The sequence below is a fragment of the Pseudomonas aestuarii genome (assembly GCF_027988105.1).
GTDB classification, from domain to species: Bacteria; Pseudomonadota; Gammaproteobacteria; order Pseudomonadales; family Pseudomonadaceae; genus Aquipseudomonas; species Aquipseudomonas aestuarii.
This window is the reverse complement of sequence record NZ_JAQJZJ010000004.1, coordinates 390,008-404,310: the sequence shown is the minus strand read 5'-3', so window position 1 is coordinate 404,310 and position 14,303 is coordinate 390,008. Positions and strand designations below refer to the sequence as shown.

Here is a 14,303-nt window from a genome sequence, read left to right as displayed (position 1 = left end):
CGGGCCTCCCCGGCTCAAGACAGGGGCGGCGCTGACCCTAGCGCTTGGCCGCCGCCTTTCTGAGCGCCGTACGGCGCTCGGCGAATAGCCCCGGCAATAGCTCCGTGCAGCCTTCCAGCAACTGCACGACCACCGGCTGCTCATACAGCATGGTGTATTCGGCCAGCTGTGCGCTGGGCATCTGCCGGTAGGCATAGAGCATGAAGGACTCCACCGCGGCGGCACTTGAGGTCATGAGCGCCGAGGCCTGGCCGGCAGTCTGTTCGCTCATGGCCTGTTCGTCGAGCGTCTCGCCACGCGCCATGAGGGCTAGCAACGCCTGGGTCTTGCCCACTTCATAACGCAGCAGTCCTGCCAAGCTCGTGGTGTGCGCCGCCGCATCGAGACGCCGCACCAGCACCATACGGTCTTGGCGTGGCGGGCGTTGGGCAAGCTGTACGCGGTAACGGGTCAGGGCCTCGCCGCCGTCGGCCCCGACCGCCCGCTCAACCGCACTGAAGCGCTTGGCGATCGGACTGCCGAGCAGACGCTGGATTTGCCGCAACTGGGCCTGATCGAATCTGTCGGCGAGCTGCTTGGCCAGATCCAGACACAGCGCATCGGCAGCGAAGGCCTCGCCCAGTTGCGCCTGCTGCCGCTCGCTCAGGCCACGCCGCAGTAATGGCGCACTCTGCTCGCAGAGCAGGCGAATGCCGGCCAGCTCGAATACCGGAGCAAAGGCATCGACGCTGGCCGGGGCGGCGTGCGCCAGGTTGCTGATGAGTAGCAGGGCAATAAACGACAAACGCATGAGCGGGCACCTGGAGTGATTGTGCCCAGCCTAGCGAATGACGCCAGCGTCGGCCAGCGACGCTGACCGGCACTGGGTATCAGGCGGCTTTTTTCTCGCTGGTGTTCTTTTTCGGCATCAGGTACTTGGTCAGCCCCTGGAACCAGATCACCAGCGCCGGGTTGCCCTGGATCTGGATGTCCTTGTTCTGGATGCCCTGCATAAACGCCAGCTGCTTGTTCTTCGCATTCATGGTGGCGAAGCCGTAGGCGGCATCCTTGAAGCCCAGGGCGAAGGCCGGCTGACTGGCCGGGCCACGCTTGCTGCTGATGCGCTGGTCTTTGACGATGAAATGGCGAGCAACCTTGCCGTCCAGCGTGTGCAGCTGGAACACCATGTCGCGGTCGATCAATTGCTGCTGGAAAGCCGGGTTATCGCGGCTGGCCTTGGCCATCAGGCGCCCCAGCATCCACAGGAGAAAACGGAATTTCATGCGCACGGTCTCGACAAATGAAGGAAATTGGCGGCGCATTGTAGTGTTTTTTGCACGCGACTACAGCCCAGCCTTGAGGGCGGGTGAGCCACATGATCGACGGTCAAACGTCAGGCTGCCCGAGCGGGCTTGACTAAAGCGGGGAAGGAACCCGGAGCCAGCCGGCTCCGGGCTGACGAGGCTCAGTTGACCGCGTCTTTCAGGGACTTCCCCGGCTTGAAGGCGACGGTATTGCTGGCCTTGATCGTGACCGGCTGGCCGGTTTGCGGGTTTTTGCCGGTGCGAGCACCGCGGTGACGCTGCACGAAAGTGCCAAAGCCCACCAGCGTGACACTGTCCTTGCGGTTCAGTGCACCGGTGATTTCTTCCAGTACGGTGTTGAGTACGCGATTTGCCTGATCTTTGGTCAGATCCGCCCTTTCGGCGATGGCGGCGGCGAGTTCCGGTTTACGCATAAATGCCCCTTTGACGGTTTTTTGTTGTTGTGTCCGTGCTGCTCATGCAGAACAGCGCCCAAGGCGTCGCAACAGCTCTACGCTGCGGCAGACCACAGGGAGAATGGCATGGGATGCGGACCTGCGCCAGTCTTGTCCGACAGTTTAAGCGGGCAGTTTCAAGGCTTTTCCGACAGAACGGCTGCCATTCACGCCAACAACGCCGGCAGTTGCTTATTCAGCGCCAGCTTTTCCTGGACGGCCGTTCCAGTCAAGGCATAGCCGAGCAGGCTGCCGGCGGCATCGCGGCACAGCGCCTTGATGTCGCCCCCACTGCCCTCAACCGTCCACTCGCCCTGCAGGCCGCGCGGCGGCGGCGAAACCACCAGCGGGCACACCGGGGTTTTCACCGTCACCGGCATCGCCCCGTAACTGACCGCGGTCGGTTTGCCCGCCAGGGTCTGGGCCAGGGCGCGGGCGCAGTGCATCAGCGGCATGACGTACTGCAGGTTGAGGCCATCGACCTCGGCGCAATCGCCCAGGGCATAGATGTTGGCGTGGGAGCTGCGCAGTTCACGGTCGACCATCACCCCACGGTTGACCGCCAGGCCAGCGGCCACAGCCAGGTCGACCCGTGGGCGCAGGCCGACCGCCGAGAGCACCAAATCACAGGCGATCGGCGTGCCATCGGACAGGCGCCCTTGCAGGCCATCATCGGCGCGGTTGAGGCTGGCCAGCACCGGCCCGAGGTGGAAACGCGCGCCGAGACCTTCGAGGCCCGCCTGGACTGCCGCGGCCGCCGCCGGATGGAGCAAGCCGGGCATCACCTGCTCGCAGGGCGCGACCAGCTCGACCTGATAACCGCCGAGGCTGAGGTCGTTGGCAAACTCGCAGCCGATCAGGCCGGCCCCGAGCAGCAGCACGCGTTTTTTCCCGGCCACGGCGGCGCGAAAGCGTGCGTAGTCTTCCAGGTCGTTGATCGGCAGAATTGCATCCTGCGCATCGCCTTCGACCGGCACCCGGATCGGCTCGGCGCCCCAGGCCAGCACCAGATCGCGATAAGCCACGGCCTCTTCGCCGATCCACAACCGCCGCTGGCCCGGATCTATCCCGGTGATGCGGGTATGGGTGTAAATCTCGGCCTTGAGCTGCTCGGCCATGGTCCCGGGCTCGGCCATGCTCAAGCCATCGGCATCCTTGTGCTTGCCGAAGCCGGTCGACAGCATCGGCTTGGAGTAGGAGCGACCATCATCGGCGCTGATCAGCAGCAGCGGGGTTTCGCTGTCCAGCTTGCGAAATTCACGGGCCAGGTTGTAGCCGGCCAAGCCGGTACCGACTATCACCACGGGTGTAACTACGGGTGTAGCCACGGGCGGCGCCACTGCTGTACTCATCTTCATGTCCTCAATCGGCAAAACAGGGTCACGGCCTCTGGCTGTCGCCACTGCATGGAGTCTTTACGGGGTGCCCTGGGTCTGCGGGCTCAGCTGATTTCGATCATCTCGAAGTCCTGCTTGCCGGTGCCACAATCCGGGCACAACCAATCGGCGGGGATGTCTTGCCAGCGAGTACCGGGAGCAATGCCTTCTTCCGGCAGGCCTGCCGCTTCGTCATAGATAAAGCCGCAAACGATGCATTGCCACTTGCACATAGAGCACCTGCGCGTTGCGAAAAGTTTCCTGACCCTAGCGCAATTGCCCGTCACCCGCCAAGCCTGCTCGACCGGCGCTGACCGCGTCCCAAAAAAACGGCGACCCTGGGGTCGCCGTGTTTGTTATGGCTGAGATCAGCCGATTTCGATCATTTCGAAATCCAGCTTGCCCACTCCGCAGTCCGGGCACAGCCAGTCTTGCGGTACATCTTGCCACGGCGTACCCGCGGCGATGCCTTCGTCGGGCCAGCCCTGGCTTTCGTCGTAAATCAATCCACAGACCACACATTGCCACTTCTTCATAACGTCCTCGGGTGTAACTCGGGTAGTGCATGCTGGCACGCTACCGCAAATGCGCGGGTGCGCCAAGCCGGCGGCCGGGCAATTGCGCCCAGCGGCAGGCTGACCGAGGCCGGGTTGCCCGCCAGAGGGCAGACACTCCAGCCCACAAACCAGCACTGGCCATAGCCCCGGAAAGCCTGCCGCAGCCAGGCTCGGCAGGTTTTGCTAAGCCCGTTAACCCACCATCAGCGGATCGCTGATCGCCATGCCATACATGGCGAGCATGGTCAGGCTACCGGCTGCCAGGAGGTAGTACAGGGTCGGCAGCATGGTCTTGCGCAGGGTGATGCCTTCACGCCCGAGCAGGCCCACAGTGGCCGAGGCGGCTACCACGTTGTGGATTGCGATCATGTTGCCCGCGGCCGCACCCACCGACTGCGCCGCCACCATCATTGCGCCGGATACGCCGAGCAGGCCGGCGGTGTTGAACTGGAACTGCGAGAGCATCAGGTTGGACACCGTGTTGGAACCGGCGATAAAGGCGCCCAGCGCCCCCACGGCCGGAGCGAAGAACGGATACACATCGCCCACGCCGTTGGCCACCAGCTGCGCCATGGCCACGGGCATCGACACCAGATCAGACCCGTTGACCCCGGAGTTGATCAGAATACGCACCATCGGAATGGTGAAGATCAACACGAAGCCGGCCCCCAGCAGGGTACGGCTCGATTCGCTGACTGCGGCCTTCAACTCGCTGAAGCGCATGCGGTGCAGGAAACAGGTGACGATAACCACCATGCACAGGATGCCACCCGGCAGGTACAGCGGTTGCAGGCTCCCGGAAACGCCCGTCTCGCCGAGGATATCCGTCCAGCCGAAGCTGACGGCGATCAACGCCGCCTTGAGCTCGGGGAAGATCCGCGAGGCCACCAGGAACACCGCCAGCAACAGGTAGGGTGCCCACGCCATGGGTACGGACACCGGAGACTTGCCCGCGACATCCTCGATCTTCATCTCGATCTTGCCCATCCATTCGGCTGGCCAGTCCTTTGCCTCGGCGAAGTCCCAGGTCTGTTTCGGCAGCAGGAAGCCCGCCTTGGCAGCCGGTACGACGATGGCCAGACCGACCATGGCGCCGATCATCGACGGGAACTCAGGACCGAGGAACACCCCGGCCGCCATGTACGGCAGGGAGAAGCAGAGCGCAGTAAAGATCGCGAAGGGCGCCACCGCCAGGCCTTCTTTCCACGACTTATTCTTGCCGAAGAAACGGGTCATGATCATCACCATGAGCAGCGGCATCAGCATGCCGATCAGGCCATGGGTAATCGCCACACGCGAGTAGATCAGGTGGAAGAACACCTCCCAGTTACTGTTCAAGGCCAGCAACTGCTCACTCATGCCGACCTTGTCCAGGCCGCCGGCCACGCCCACCAGAATCGGGGTTCCGACCGCACCGAACGACACCGGCGTGGACTGCACCATCATCCCCAATACCACTGCGGCCAGGGCCGGGAAGCCCAGGGCCACCAGCAGTGGCGCCGCCACCGCGGCAGGCGTGCCGAAGCCGGAGGCGCCCTCGATGAAGCAGCCAAACAGCCAGGCGACGATCAGGGCCTGGATCCGCCGGTCCGGAGTGATGCCGGCAAAGCCGTGGCGGATGGCCGTGATGCCACCGGAGTGTTTGAGGGTGTTGAGCAGCAGAATCGCACCGAAGATGATCCACAGGATCGCGGCGGTGAGCAGCAACCCTTGCAAGCTGGAAGCCAGGACCCTATTGAAGGACATGTCCCAGGCGGTCAGGCCGATGAGAGCGGTGAGCAGGAAGATCACCGGCATGGCGTACTTGGCCGGCCAGCGAAAGCCGATCAGCAGCACACCTGCCAGTACCAGGGGCACGAAGGCCAGGATGGACAGTAGCGTTTGATTCATGAGAGGTCCTTTTTAGTTGTTGTGAACCACAGTTGCCAAGAGTGACCTGGCTTCACGCAGCGGAGCTTGTCAGGCCCGCGAATACCGCCCCTGGGCTGCGCCCATGCCGGTATCCATGCTCAAAAGCCCCGGGCACATGGGTGCACGGGGCTGAATATCAGTGACCAGTGAAGGCTTATGCCTGCTGCTTGAAGCGCAAACGCCAGGCGTGCAGCAGTGGCTCGGTATAGCCGCTGGGCTGTTCACGCCCCTTGAACACCAGGTCGCTGGCGGCCTGGAACGCGGCAGAAGCCGCATAGTTGGCTGCCATCGGGCGGTACAGCGGGTCGCCGGCATTCTGTCCATCGACCACCTTGGCCATGCGCTGCAGGGTCTCCTCGACCTGCGCCCGCTCGACCACACCGTGGTGCAGCCAGTTGGCAATGTGCTGGCTGGAAATGCGCAAGGTGGCGCGGTCTTCCATCAGGCCGACGTTATGGATATCCGGCACCTTGGAGCAACCGACGCCCTGCTCCACCCAGCGCACCACGTATCCGAGGATGCCCTGGCAGTTGTTGTCCAGTTCCTGCTGGATATCCGCTTCGCTCCAGGTGCGCTCGGCCGCTACCGGCACCGTCAACAGATCGTTGAGCAGGCCGTCGCGCTCGGCGGCGAAGTCGATGCTTTCCAGTTCACGCTGCAGCGCCTGCACGTCCACCTGGTGGTAGTGCAAGGCATGCAACACGGCGGCGGTCGGCGATGGCACCCAGGCGGTGTTGGCGCCGGCTTGCGGATGGGCGATCTTCTGCTTGAGCATGTCGGCCATCAGATCCGGCATGGCCCACATGCCCTTGCCGATCTGCGCGCGGCCACGCAGGCCACAGCTCAGCCCGACCAGCACATTGTTGCGTTCGTAGGCCTGAATCCACTGGGTGGTTTTCATGTCGCCCTTGCGCAGCATCGGCCCGGCTTCCATGGCCGTGTGCATCTCGTCGCCGGTGCGATCGAGGAAACCGGTGTTGATGAAGGCCACCCGTGTGCTGGCGGCGGCGATACAAGCCTCGAGGTTGACGCTGGTACGCCGCTCCTCGTCCATGATGCCCATCTTCAGGGTGTTGCGTGGCAGCTCCAGGAGGTCTTCGATACGGGCGAATAGCTGGTCGGCGAAGGCCACTTCAAGCGGGCCATGCATCTTCGGCTTGACGATATACACGCTACCGCTGCGCGAATTGCCCTGGCGCTTGAGGTCATGCAGGGCGATCAGGCTGGTCATCACGCCATCGAGAATGCCTTCGGCAATCTCGCGGCCCTCACCATCGAGGATCGCCGGGTTGGTCATCAGATGACCAACGTTGCGCACGAACATCAGCGAACGACCATGCAGACTGAGACTGGCACCGTCGGCGCCGATGTATTCACGGTCCGGATTGAGACGGCGCGTGATGCGCTTGCCGCCCTTGTCCAGTTCCTCGCTGAGGTCGCCCTTCATCAGGCCCAGCCAGTTGCGGTAGATCAGCACCTTGTCGTCGGCATCGACGGCGGCGACCGAGTCCTCGCAATCGAGAATGGTCGACAGCGCCGCTTCCATCAGCAGATCCTTGACCCCGGCTGCATCGGTGGCGCCGATCGGGCTACTCGGGTCGATCTGGATTTCCACGTGCAGGCCATGGTTTTTCAGCAGCACGGCGGTTGGCGCAGCGGCCTCGCCCTGATGACCGAGAAACTTCTCCGGCTGCTGGAGCGCGGTCTGGCTGCCGTTCGCCAGGGTCACCCGGAGCTGGCCGGCGACCACCCGGTAGCTTACGGAATCGACATGGCTGCCGCTGGCCAGCGGCGCGGCCTGATCGAGGAAGGCACGGGCGAAGGCAATCACCTTGGCCCCACGCACCTGGTTGTAACCGGGCCCTTTCTGCGCCCCGCCCGCTTCGCTGATGGCGTCGGTGCCATACAGGGCATCGTACAGCGAGCCCCAGCGAGCGTTGGCGGCGTTCAGCGCGTAGCGCGCGTTCATCACCGGCACCACCAGCTGCGGGCCGGCCTGGCTGCTGATCTCGCTGTCGACGTTGGCGGTGCTGGCCTGTACCTGGGCCGGTGGCGGCAGCAGGTAACCGATGGCTTCGAGGAAGGCGCGATAGGCCGGCATATCCGTCACCGGACCCGGGTTGGCGCGGTGCCATTGGTCCAGTTCGCCCTGCAGACGCTCGCGCTCGGCCAGCAGCGCGCGATTCTGCGGCGCCAGGTCGTGCACCAGGGTGTCGAAGCCGGCCCAGAAGGCCTCGCGGGCGAGCCCGCTGCCCGGCAGCACTTCTTCATCGACGAAACGTTGCAGGTTGGCGGCCACTTGCAGGCGCTGGCAGTTCACGCGATCGGTCATCTTCGGTTCTCCAATTCAGTACTCCCCTGCCCCGCGGCAGCAGCGGCGGGCGTCAGGCTTTATTCGGTGCTTTGGGTTCAGGCCAGGCCGGCGACACCGGCCTTGGCGACCTGGGCGTCCTGCTCGGCCTTGACCCCGGACACGCCGACCGCGCCAATCACCTGGCCGTCGACGATCAGCGGTACGCCGCCTTCGAGGGAGGTCAGCAAGGGGGCCGACAGGAAGGCACTGCGGCCACCGTTGACCATGTCCTCGTAACCCTTGGTCTCGCGTCGACCGAGGGCCGAGCTGCGTGCCTTTTCGCTGGCGATGTAGGCGGCGATCGGTGCGCAACCATCGAGGCGTTCGAGGGCCAGCGGATGACCGCCGTCATCGACCACGGCAATGGCTACGGCCCAGTTGTGCTGCTGCGCTTCGGCGCGGGCAGCGGCAAGGATGCGGGCGACTTCGGCTTGACCCAATACGGCTTTGCTTTGCATGTTCTTTCCTCATGATTGATTGGCGCGTGATGCGCGAATTCGTGGGTCGTGAATCTCAGCCCATGGCCTCTTCGACCACCTCGATCCAGTGGCGCACCGGGGTACGGCCGGCGCCGTCGAGGTGGGTCTGGCAGCCGATGTTGGCGGTGACGATCACCTCCGGCGTGCCGCTTTCCAGGGCGTCCAGCTTGTTGTCGCGCAACTGCCTGGACAGCTCTGGTTGGGTGATCGAATAGGTGCCGGCCGAGCCGCAGCACAGGTGCCCATCGGCCACCGCGGTGAGCTGGAAGCCCAGGCGGCTGAGCACGCCCTCGACGGCGCCGCCGAGGTGCTGCGCATGTTGCAGGGTGCACGGGCAGTGGAAGGCCAGGCGCTGGTCGCTGCGCACGCCGAGCGCTTCCAGCGCCTCGCCGCGCAGCACTTCGACCAGGTCCTTGGCCAACTCGCTGACCCGTTTGGCCTTGGCCGCGTAGGCCGGGTCATGCTCGAGCAGGTGGCCATAATCCTTGACGAAGGCGCCGCAGCCGCTGGCGGTCTGCACGATCGCTTCGGCGCCGCCCTCGATCGCCGGCCACCAGGCGTCGATATTGCGCCGGGCGCGCTGCAAACCCTGCTCCTGGGCGTTGAGGTGATAATCCACGGCGCCGCAGCAACCGGCCTCGCGGATCGGCGTGACGCTGATGCCGAGACGATCGAGCACCCGCGCACTGGCGGCGTTGGTGTTGGGCGACAGGCCCGCCTGCACGCAGCCCTCGAGGATCAGTACGCGACGGTCATGGCGCAGCGGCGGGCGCGGCTTGGCCGGGTGGATCTGTCGCGGCAACTTGGCCTTGAGCACGGCCGGCAGCAACGGCCGGAACGCCTCGCCGGTCTGGATCAAGGCCTTGAACAGGGCCGGACGCGGCACCAGGGCGCGCAGGCTTTCGCGCAGCAGGCGCTGGCCCAGCGGCCGCGGCACCGCCGCGTCGACCACCGCGCGGCCGATATCCAGCAGGTTGTGATAATCCACCCCCGACGGGCAGGTGGTTTCGCAGTTGCGGCAGGTCAGGCAGCGATCCAGGTGCAGCTGGGTCTTGGCGCTGACCTGGTTGCCTTCGAGCACCTGCTTGATCAGATAGATACGCCCGCGCGGGCCATCCAGTTCGTCGCCGAGCAGCTGGTAGGTCGGGCAAGTGGCATTGCAGAACCCGCAATGCACGCAGCTGCGCAGGATGCTTTCGGCTTCTTCGCCGCGCGGCAGACGCTTGGCCTGTTCGGTTAGATTGGTCTGCACGGCTTACACCTCGGCATACATGCGGCCAGCGTTGAAGATCCCTTGTGGGTCGAGCTGGCTTTTCAGCTGGCGGTGATAGCGCAGCAAGGGCGCGGCCAGGGGCTGGAACGGGCTGTCGCAGACCCCGGCGGTGAAGCAGGTGGCATGGCCACCGGCGGCACTGACGATGCTGCGGATCTGCGCCGCCTCGGCCGTGGATTTCAGCCAGCGCTGGGCACCGCCCCAGTCGATCAACTGATCGCCGGGCAAGCTCAGCAGCGCGCTGTTGTTCGGCAGCGACAGGCGCCACAAGGGTCGCGGGTCGGCGAAGAAGGCCAGGCGCTGCTCGTTGAGCTGCTGCCAGTAGGTCGGGTCGAGCAGCTCGCCACCGAGGCGTTTGCGCGCATCAGCCACCGAACCTCCGCCGCCTTCCAGGCGCAGGTGCAGGGCGCGACCGTCATGACTGGCAGCGCTCAGCGGGATCGGCTGCTGGCCCCACTCGGCGAGTTTGCGCAGGGCGCTCTCGACATCCATCGGCAGGCGCAGGCTGAGGCACTCACGGGGCTTGGGCAGCACCTTGAGCGATACTTCGGTGATCAGCCCCAGGCAGCCGAAACTGCCCACCAGCAGGCGCGACAGGTCATAGCCGGCGACATTCTTCATCACCTCGCCGCCGAAGCGCAGATGCTTGCCGTGGCCGCTGATCAGCCGTGTGCCCAGAACCATGTCGCGGACCGAGCCGACCCAGGGCCGCCGTGGGCCGGACAGACCCGTGGCGACCATGCCGCCGACGGTGGCGCCGTCAGCGAAGCTCGGTGCTTCACAGGTGAGCATCTGCCCGGCCTCATCCAGCGCCGCCTGCAATTCGACCAGCGGGGTGCCGGCGCGGGCGGTGATCACCAGCTCGGTCGGGTCGTAACTGACGATTCCGCGATGGGCACGGCTGTCGATCACCTCGCCGGTGACCGGGCGGCCAAGAAATGCCTTGCTGTTACCGCCCTGAATACGCAGCGGCAGCGAATTATTGAGGGCGTGATTGACCTGCTCCAGCAGCGCCGTGCTGGCATCGAAATCATGCGGCATGGGCATCAGAAACGCTCCAGGTCGGGAAAGGGCAACTGGCCGTGGTGCACATGCATGGCGCCGAATTCGGCGCAGCGATGCAGGGTCGGGATGTTCTTGCCGGGGTTGAGCAGACCCTTGGGATCGAAGGCGGCTTTCACCGCGTGAAACAGGGTCAGTTCGTCGCTGCTGAACTGGGCGCACATCTGGTTGATCTTCTCGCGGCCGACGCCGTGCTCGCCGGTGATGCTGCCGCCTACTTTCACGCAGAGCTCGAGGATCTTGCCGCCGACGGCTTCGGCGCGCTCCAGCTCGCCGGGCTGGTTGGCATCGAACAGGATCAGCGGGTGCATGTTGCCGTCGCCGGCGTGGAACACGTTGGCCACGCGCAGGCCGTACTCGGCGGACAGCTCGGCGATGCCGCGCAGCACCCCGGGCAACTCGCGGCGCGGAATGGTGCCGTCCATGCAGTAGTAGTCTGGCGAGATGCGCCCGACCGCAGGGAAGGCGTTCTTGCGGCCGGCCCAGAACCTGACCCGTTCGGCCTCGTCACGGGCCAGGCGCACTTCGCTGGCGCCAGCCGCCTGCAGCACCGCACGCACCCGTTCGCACTCGTCGCGCACGTCGGCTTCGACGCCATCCAGTTCACACAGCAGGATGGCCTCGGCCTCGACCGGGTAGCCGGCATGGATGAAGTCTTCCGCGGCGCGGATCGCCAGGTTGTCCATCATCTCCAGGCCGCCGGGAATGATGCCGGCGGCGATGATGTCGCCAACCGCGCGCCCGGCCTTTTCCACCGAATCGAAGCTGGCCAGCAGCACCTTGGCCACCTGCGGCTTGGGCAGCAGCTTGACCGTGACCTCGGTGATGATGCCGAGCATGCCTTCCGAGCCGGTGAACAGCGCGAGCAGGTCGAAACCCGGCGCATCCAGGGCATCGGAGCCGAGCGTCATGCGCTCGCCCTCGACCGTGAGGACCTCGATCTTGAGCAGATTGTGCACGGTCAGGCCGTATTTCAGGCAATGCACGCCGCCGGCGTTCTCGGCCACGTTGCCGCCGATCGAACAGGCGATCTGCGAGGACGGATCCGGCGCGTAATACAGTGCATAGGGCGCGGCGGCCTGGGAAATCGCCAGGTTGCGCACCCCGGGCTGGACTCGGGCGAAGCGCCCGGCCGGGTTGACCTCGAGAATTTTGTTGAAGCGCGCCATCACCAGCAGGATGCCCTGCTCCAACGGCAAGGCGCCGCCGGACAAGCCGGTGCCGGCGCCGCGCGCCACCACCGGCACGCCGCGCTGATGGCAAAGCTTGAGCAGCCCCTCGACCTGCTCGATGCGCTCGGGAAGCACCACCAGCATCGGCGTGGCGGTATAGGCCGAGAGGCCATCGCATTCGTAGGGTTTGAGGTCTTCCTGGGTATGCAGCACTTCCAGGTCGGGCAGTTGCTCGCGCACTGCGGCCAGCAGGGCTGGCTTGTCGACTGCGGGCAACGGGCCATCGACGCGCTCGTCGTACAGAATGCTCATGGCAGGCTCACTCGGGTGACGTAGCGGGTGAAATCGTTATGGCGCATCCGCACAGCGGTGCGCTGGTTGTGCACCATATTTAGCCCCCGGCAATTCTGGCGTCCACCTCCACCCATACTGGTATGACCAGTTTTTTTCGACTCGTGCGTCACCACTTATCGACTCAGGCTTTGCCCTGGCTGACTGGCACGCTTATATTCATCAGCTGAACTTCGACAAACCCTAACTGGTCATACCAGTCTGCGAGCGCACCACAATGGATCTAGAACAGCCCGCAGTACGCCGCCAGGTCAGCGATGTGGTGGCCGAAAAAATTGAACGGTTGATCGTCGATGGCGTGCTCAAGGTGGGCCAGGCCCTGCCCTCGGAGCGACGCCTGTGCGAGAAGTTGGGCATCTCCCGTTCGGCCCTGCGCGAAGGGCTCAAGGTGCTGCGCGGGCGCGGCATCATCGAAACCGCCCAAGGCCGCGATTCGCGGGTCGCCAGCCTCAGCGGGGCGCGCGACGCCAGCCCGCTGATGCACCTGTTCAGCTCGCAGCCACGCACCCTGTTCGACCTGCTCGAAGTGCGCGCCCTGCTCGAGGCCGAATCGGCGCGCCTGGCTGCCCTGCGCGGCACCGATGCGGATTTCGTCCTGCTGACCCGCCGCTACGAGGAAATGCTCGCCGCCCACACCGAGCAGCCGAGCGAGGTCGAACCGCGCGAACATGCGCGCCTCGACCACGCCTTCCACCTGGCCATCTGCGAGGCCTCGCACAACCCGGTGCTGCTGCACACCCTGCAATCGCTGACCGACCTGATGCTCAACTCGGTGTTCGCCTCGGTGAACAACCTCTATCACCGGCCACTGCAGAAACGCCAGATCGACCGCCAGCATGCGCGCCTCTACCACGCGGTCATCGAGCGCCTGCCGGAACAGGCGCAACGCGCCGCCCGCGAGCATATCCTCAGCATCCGCGACAACCTCAAGGAAATCGAACAGGAGGAACAGCGCCTGGTGCGCGCGACCATGCGCCTGGAGGGCTGGTCGTGAAGGGCCATCGGTTGGGTCGAGCCGCGCTAACGGGCATGACCGCTCGACCGCGATGCTGGGCCTACTGCGTCAGTGCCCACCTACCCATTGGAGTCCCGTAGGGCGGGTGCAACCCGCAAGCCTCGGCGGGTTGCACCCGCCCTACGGGCTGCAGCGACGCAGGAGGCCAAAGCCGAGTACGCCCTGCGTCCGCGGCGCGGCTGATGCTCGCGAACGTCCATGCTAGACTCGCGCGCTTCCGATTTGTGGTGAATTCTGTCGTGCCCCATGCCGCCCTCGCCCATCCGCCGCACTGGCTGACAGCCAGCCAACTGCACCCGGCCCCGGCTGCCGGGGTGCGCGAGTGGCTGTTCAATCAGGAGTCGCTGACCCGCAGACTGACGGCCTTGTCGGCTGACGGCTTCAGCGTCACCCCGCTGGTCGAGGGCTGGCAGCGCTTGCGCAACGACGAATGCCGCGCCCTCAACGTCGCGGCCGGCAGTCAGGGCTGGGTGCGTGAAGTGTATTTGCGCGGCCACGGCCAACCCTGGGTGTTCGCCCGCAGCGTGGCGGCGCGCAGCGTTCTGCAGGGCTCCGGCCTGGCCATGGACCAACTGGGCAGCCGCTCGCTCGGCGAACTGCTGTTCAGCGACCGCGCGTTCGACCGCAGCACCCTGCAAGCCTGCCGTTTCCCGGCGGCCTGGCTGCCCAGCGAGGTGCGCGCAGAACGCCTGTGGGCACGCCGTTCCTGCTTCAGCCGCGGCGCCCTCGGGGTGCTGGTGGTCGAGGTGTTTCTGCCCGCGTTCTGGCCGGCCGCCGGGATCGAGGCCTAGGGCGGACTCAGGCGCGAAGCGAACAGTCCGCCATTGCGCCTGCTGCCCCATCGCAACGGCGTACCGCTTCGCGACGACTGCAGGGATGCAGGAGGTAGAGCGACGCAGGAGGCCAAAGCCGAGTACGCCCTACATCGCGGGTTGATCCACCATCTGATCTTCATGGTGGATCGATAAAGCGTCATCCACCCTACACGCCCAGCCCCCGTATAATCCGCCGCACCC

14 protein-coding genes are annotated in these 14,303 nt (G+C 65.3%); 2 read left to right on the top strand and 12 right to left on the bottom strand.

Features of this window, described 5'->3' with window-relative positions; translation table 11 throughout:
* Positions 1-37: 37 nt before the first annotated feature.
* The 12 genes from PH586_RS11350 to glcD form a co-directional block, all read right to left on the bottom strand.
* A complete protein-coding gene (locus PH586_RS11350) occupies positions 38-790 on the bottom strand; it encodes a hypothetical protein (RefSeq protein WP_271347870.1) in 753 nt (250 codons plus the stop codon).
* A gap of 79 nt (positions 791-869) precedes the next feature.
* Positions 870-1,262, bottom strand: coding sequence for a helicase (locus PH586_RS11345; RefSeq protein ID WP_271347869.1), 393 nt, complete (start codon positions 1,260-1,262; stop codon positions 870-872).
* A gap of 182 nt (positions 1,263-1,444) precedes the next feature.
* On the bottom strand, positions 1,445-1,717 hold the full coding sequence (locus PH586_RS11340; RefSeq protein ID WP_079203889.1) for an HU family DNA-binding protein: 273 nt from the start codon (positions 1,715-1,717) through the stop codon (positions 1,445-1,447).
* Between the two features lie 188 nt (positions 1,718-1,905).
* The gene (locus tag PH586_RS11335; RefSeq protein WP_271347868.1) at positions 1,906-3,090 is read right to left on the bottom strand and encodes an NAD(P)/FAD-dependent oxidoreductase; all 1,185 of its coding nucleotides are present in this window, start codon (positions 3,088-3,090) and stop codon (positions 1,906-1,908) included.
* Positions 3,091-3,179: 89 nt separating this feature from the next.
* Positions 3,180-3,347, bottom strand: a complete 168-nt coding sequence (locus PH586_RS11330) for a rubredoxin (RefSeq protein ID WP_271347867.1) — start codon at positions 3,345-3,347, stop codon at positions 3,180-3,182.
* A 135-nt stretch (positions 3,348-3,482) separates the two neighbouring features.
* Complete coding sequence (locus PH586_RS11325) at positions 3,483-3,650, bottom strand: rubredoxin (protein WP_079203891.1); 168 nt, start codon at positions 3,648-3,650, stop codon at positions 3,483-3,485.
* Positions 3,651-3,863: 213 nt separating this feature from the next.
* Entirely contained in the window at positions 3,864-5,561 is a 1,698-nt protein-coding gene (locus tag PH586_RS11320) for an L-lactate permease (RefSeq protein WP_271347866.1), read from the bottom strand.
* Positions 5,562-5,736: 175 nt separating this feature from the next.
* Positions 5,737-7,914 carry a malate synthase G gene (locus PH586_RS11315; protein ID WP_271347865.1) on the bottom strand — a complete coding sequence of 726 codons (2,178 nt, stop codon included), beginning with the start codon at positions 7,912-7,914 and terminating at the stop codon, positions 5,737-5,739.
* A 77-nt stretch (positions 7,915-7,991) separates the two neighbouring features.
* On the bottom strand, positions 7,992-8,393 hold the full coding sequence (locus PH586_RS11310; protein ID WP_271347864.1) for a heme-binding protein: 402 nt from the start codon (positions 8,391-8,393) through the stop codon (positions 7,992-7,994).
* Positions 8,394-8,448: 55 nt separating this feature from the next.
* On the bottom strand, positions 8,449-9,666 hold the full coding sequence (gene glcF / locus PH586_RS11305; protein ID WP_271347863.1) for a glycolate oxidase subunit GlcF: 1,218 nt from the start codon (positions 9,664-9,666) through the stop codon (positions 8,449-8,451).
* A gap of 3 nt (positions 9,667-9,669) precedes the next feature.
* Complete coding sequence (glcE, locus tag PH586_RS11300) at positions 9,670-10,728, bottom strand: glycolate oxidase subunit GlcE (protein ID WP_408636849.1); 1,059 nt, start codon at positions 10,726-10,728, stop codon at positions 9,670-9,672.
* 5 nt (positions 10,729-10,733) lie between these two features.
* A complete protein-coding gene (gene glcD, locus PH586_RS11295) occupies positions 10,734-12,233 on the bottom strand; it encodes a glycolate oxidase subunit GlcD (protein WP_271347861.1) in 1,500 nt (499 codons plus the stop codon).
* A gap of 256 nt (positions 12,234-12,489) precedes the next feature.
* On the opposite strand from glcD, the gene glcC reads away from it, so the two are divergent.
* Complete coding sequence (gene glcC, locus PH586_RS11290) at positions 12,490-13,266, top strand: transcriptional regulator GlcC (RefSeq protein ID WP_271347860.1); 777 nt, start codon at positions 12,490-12,492, stop codon at positions 13,264-13,266.
* 260 nt (positions 13,267-13,526) lie between these two features.
* Entirely contained in the window at positions 13,527-14,078 is a 552-nt protein-coding gene (locus PH586_RS11285) for a chorismate--pyruvate lyase family protein (RefSeq protein WP_271347859.1), read from the top strand.
* Positions 14,079-14,303: the final 225 nt, after the last annotated feature.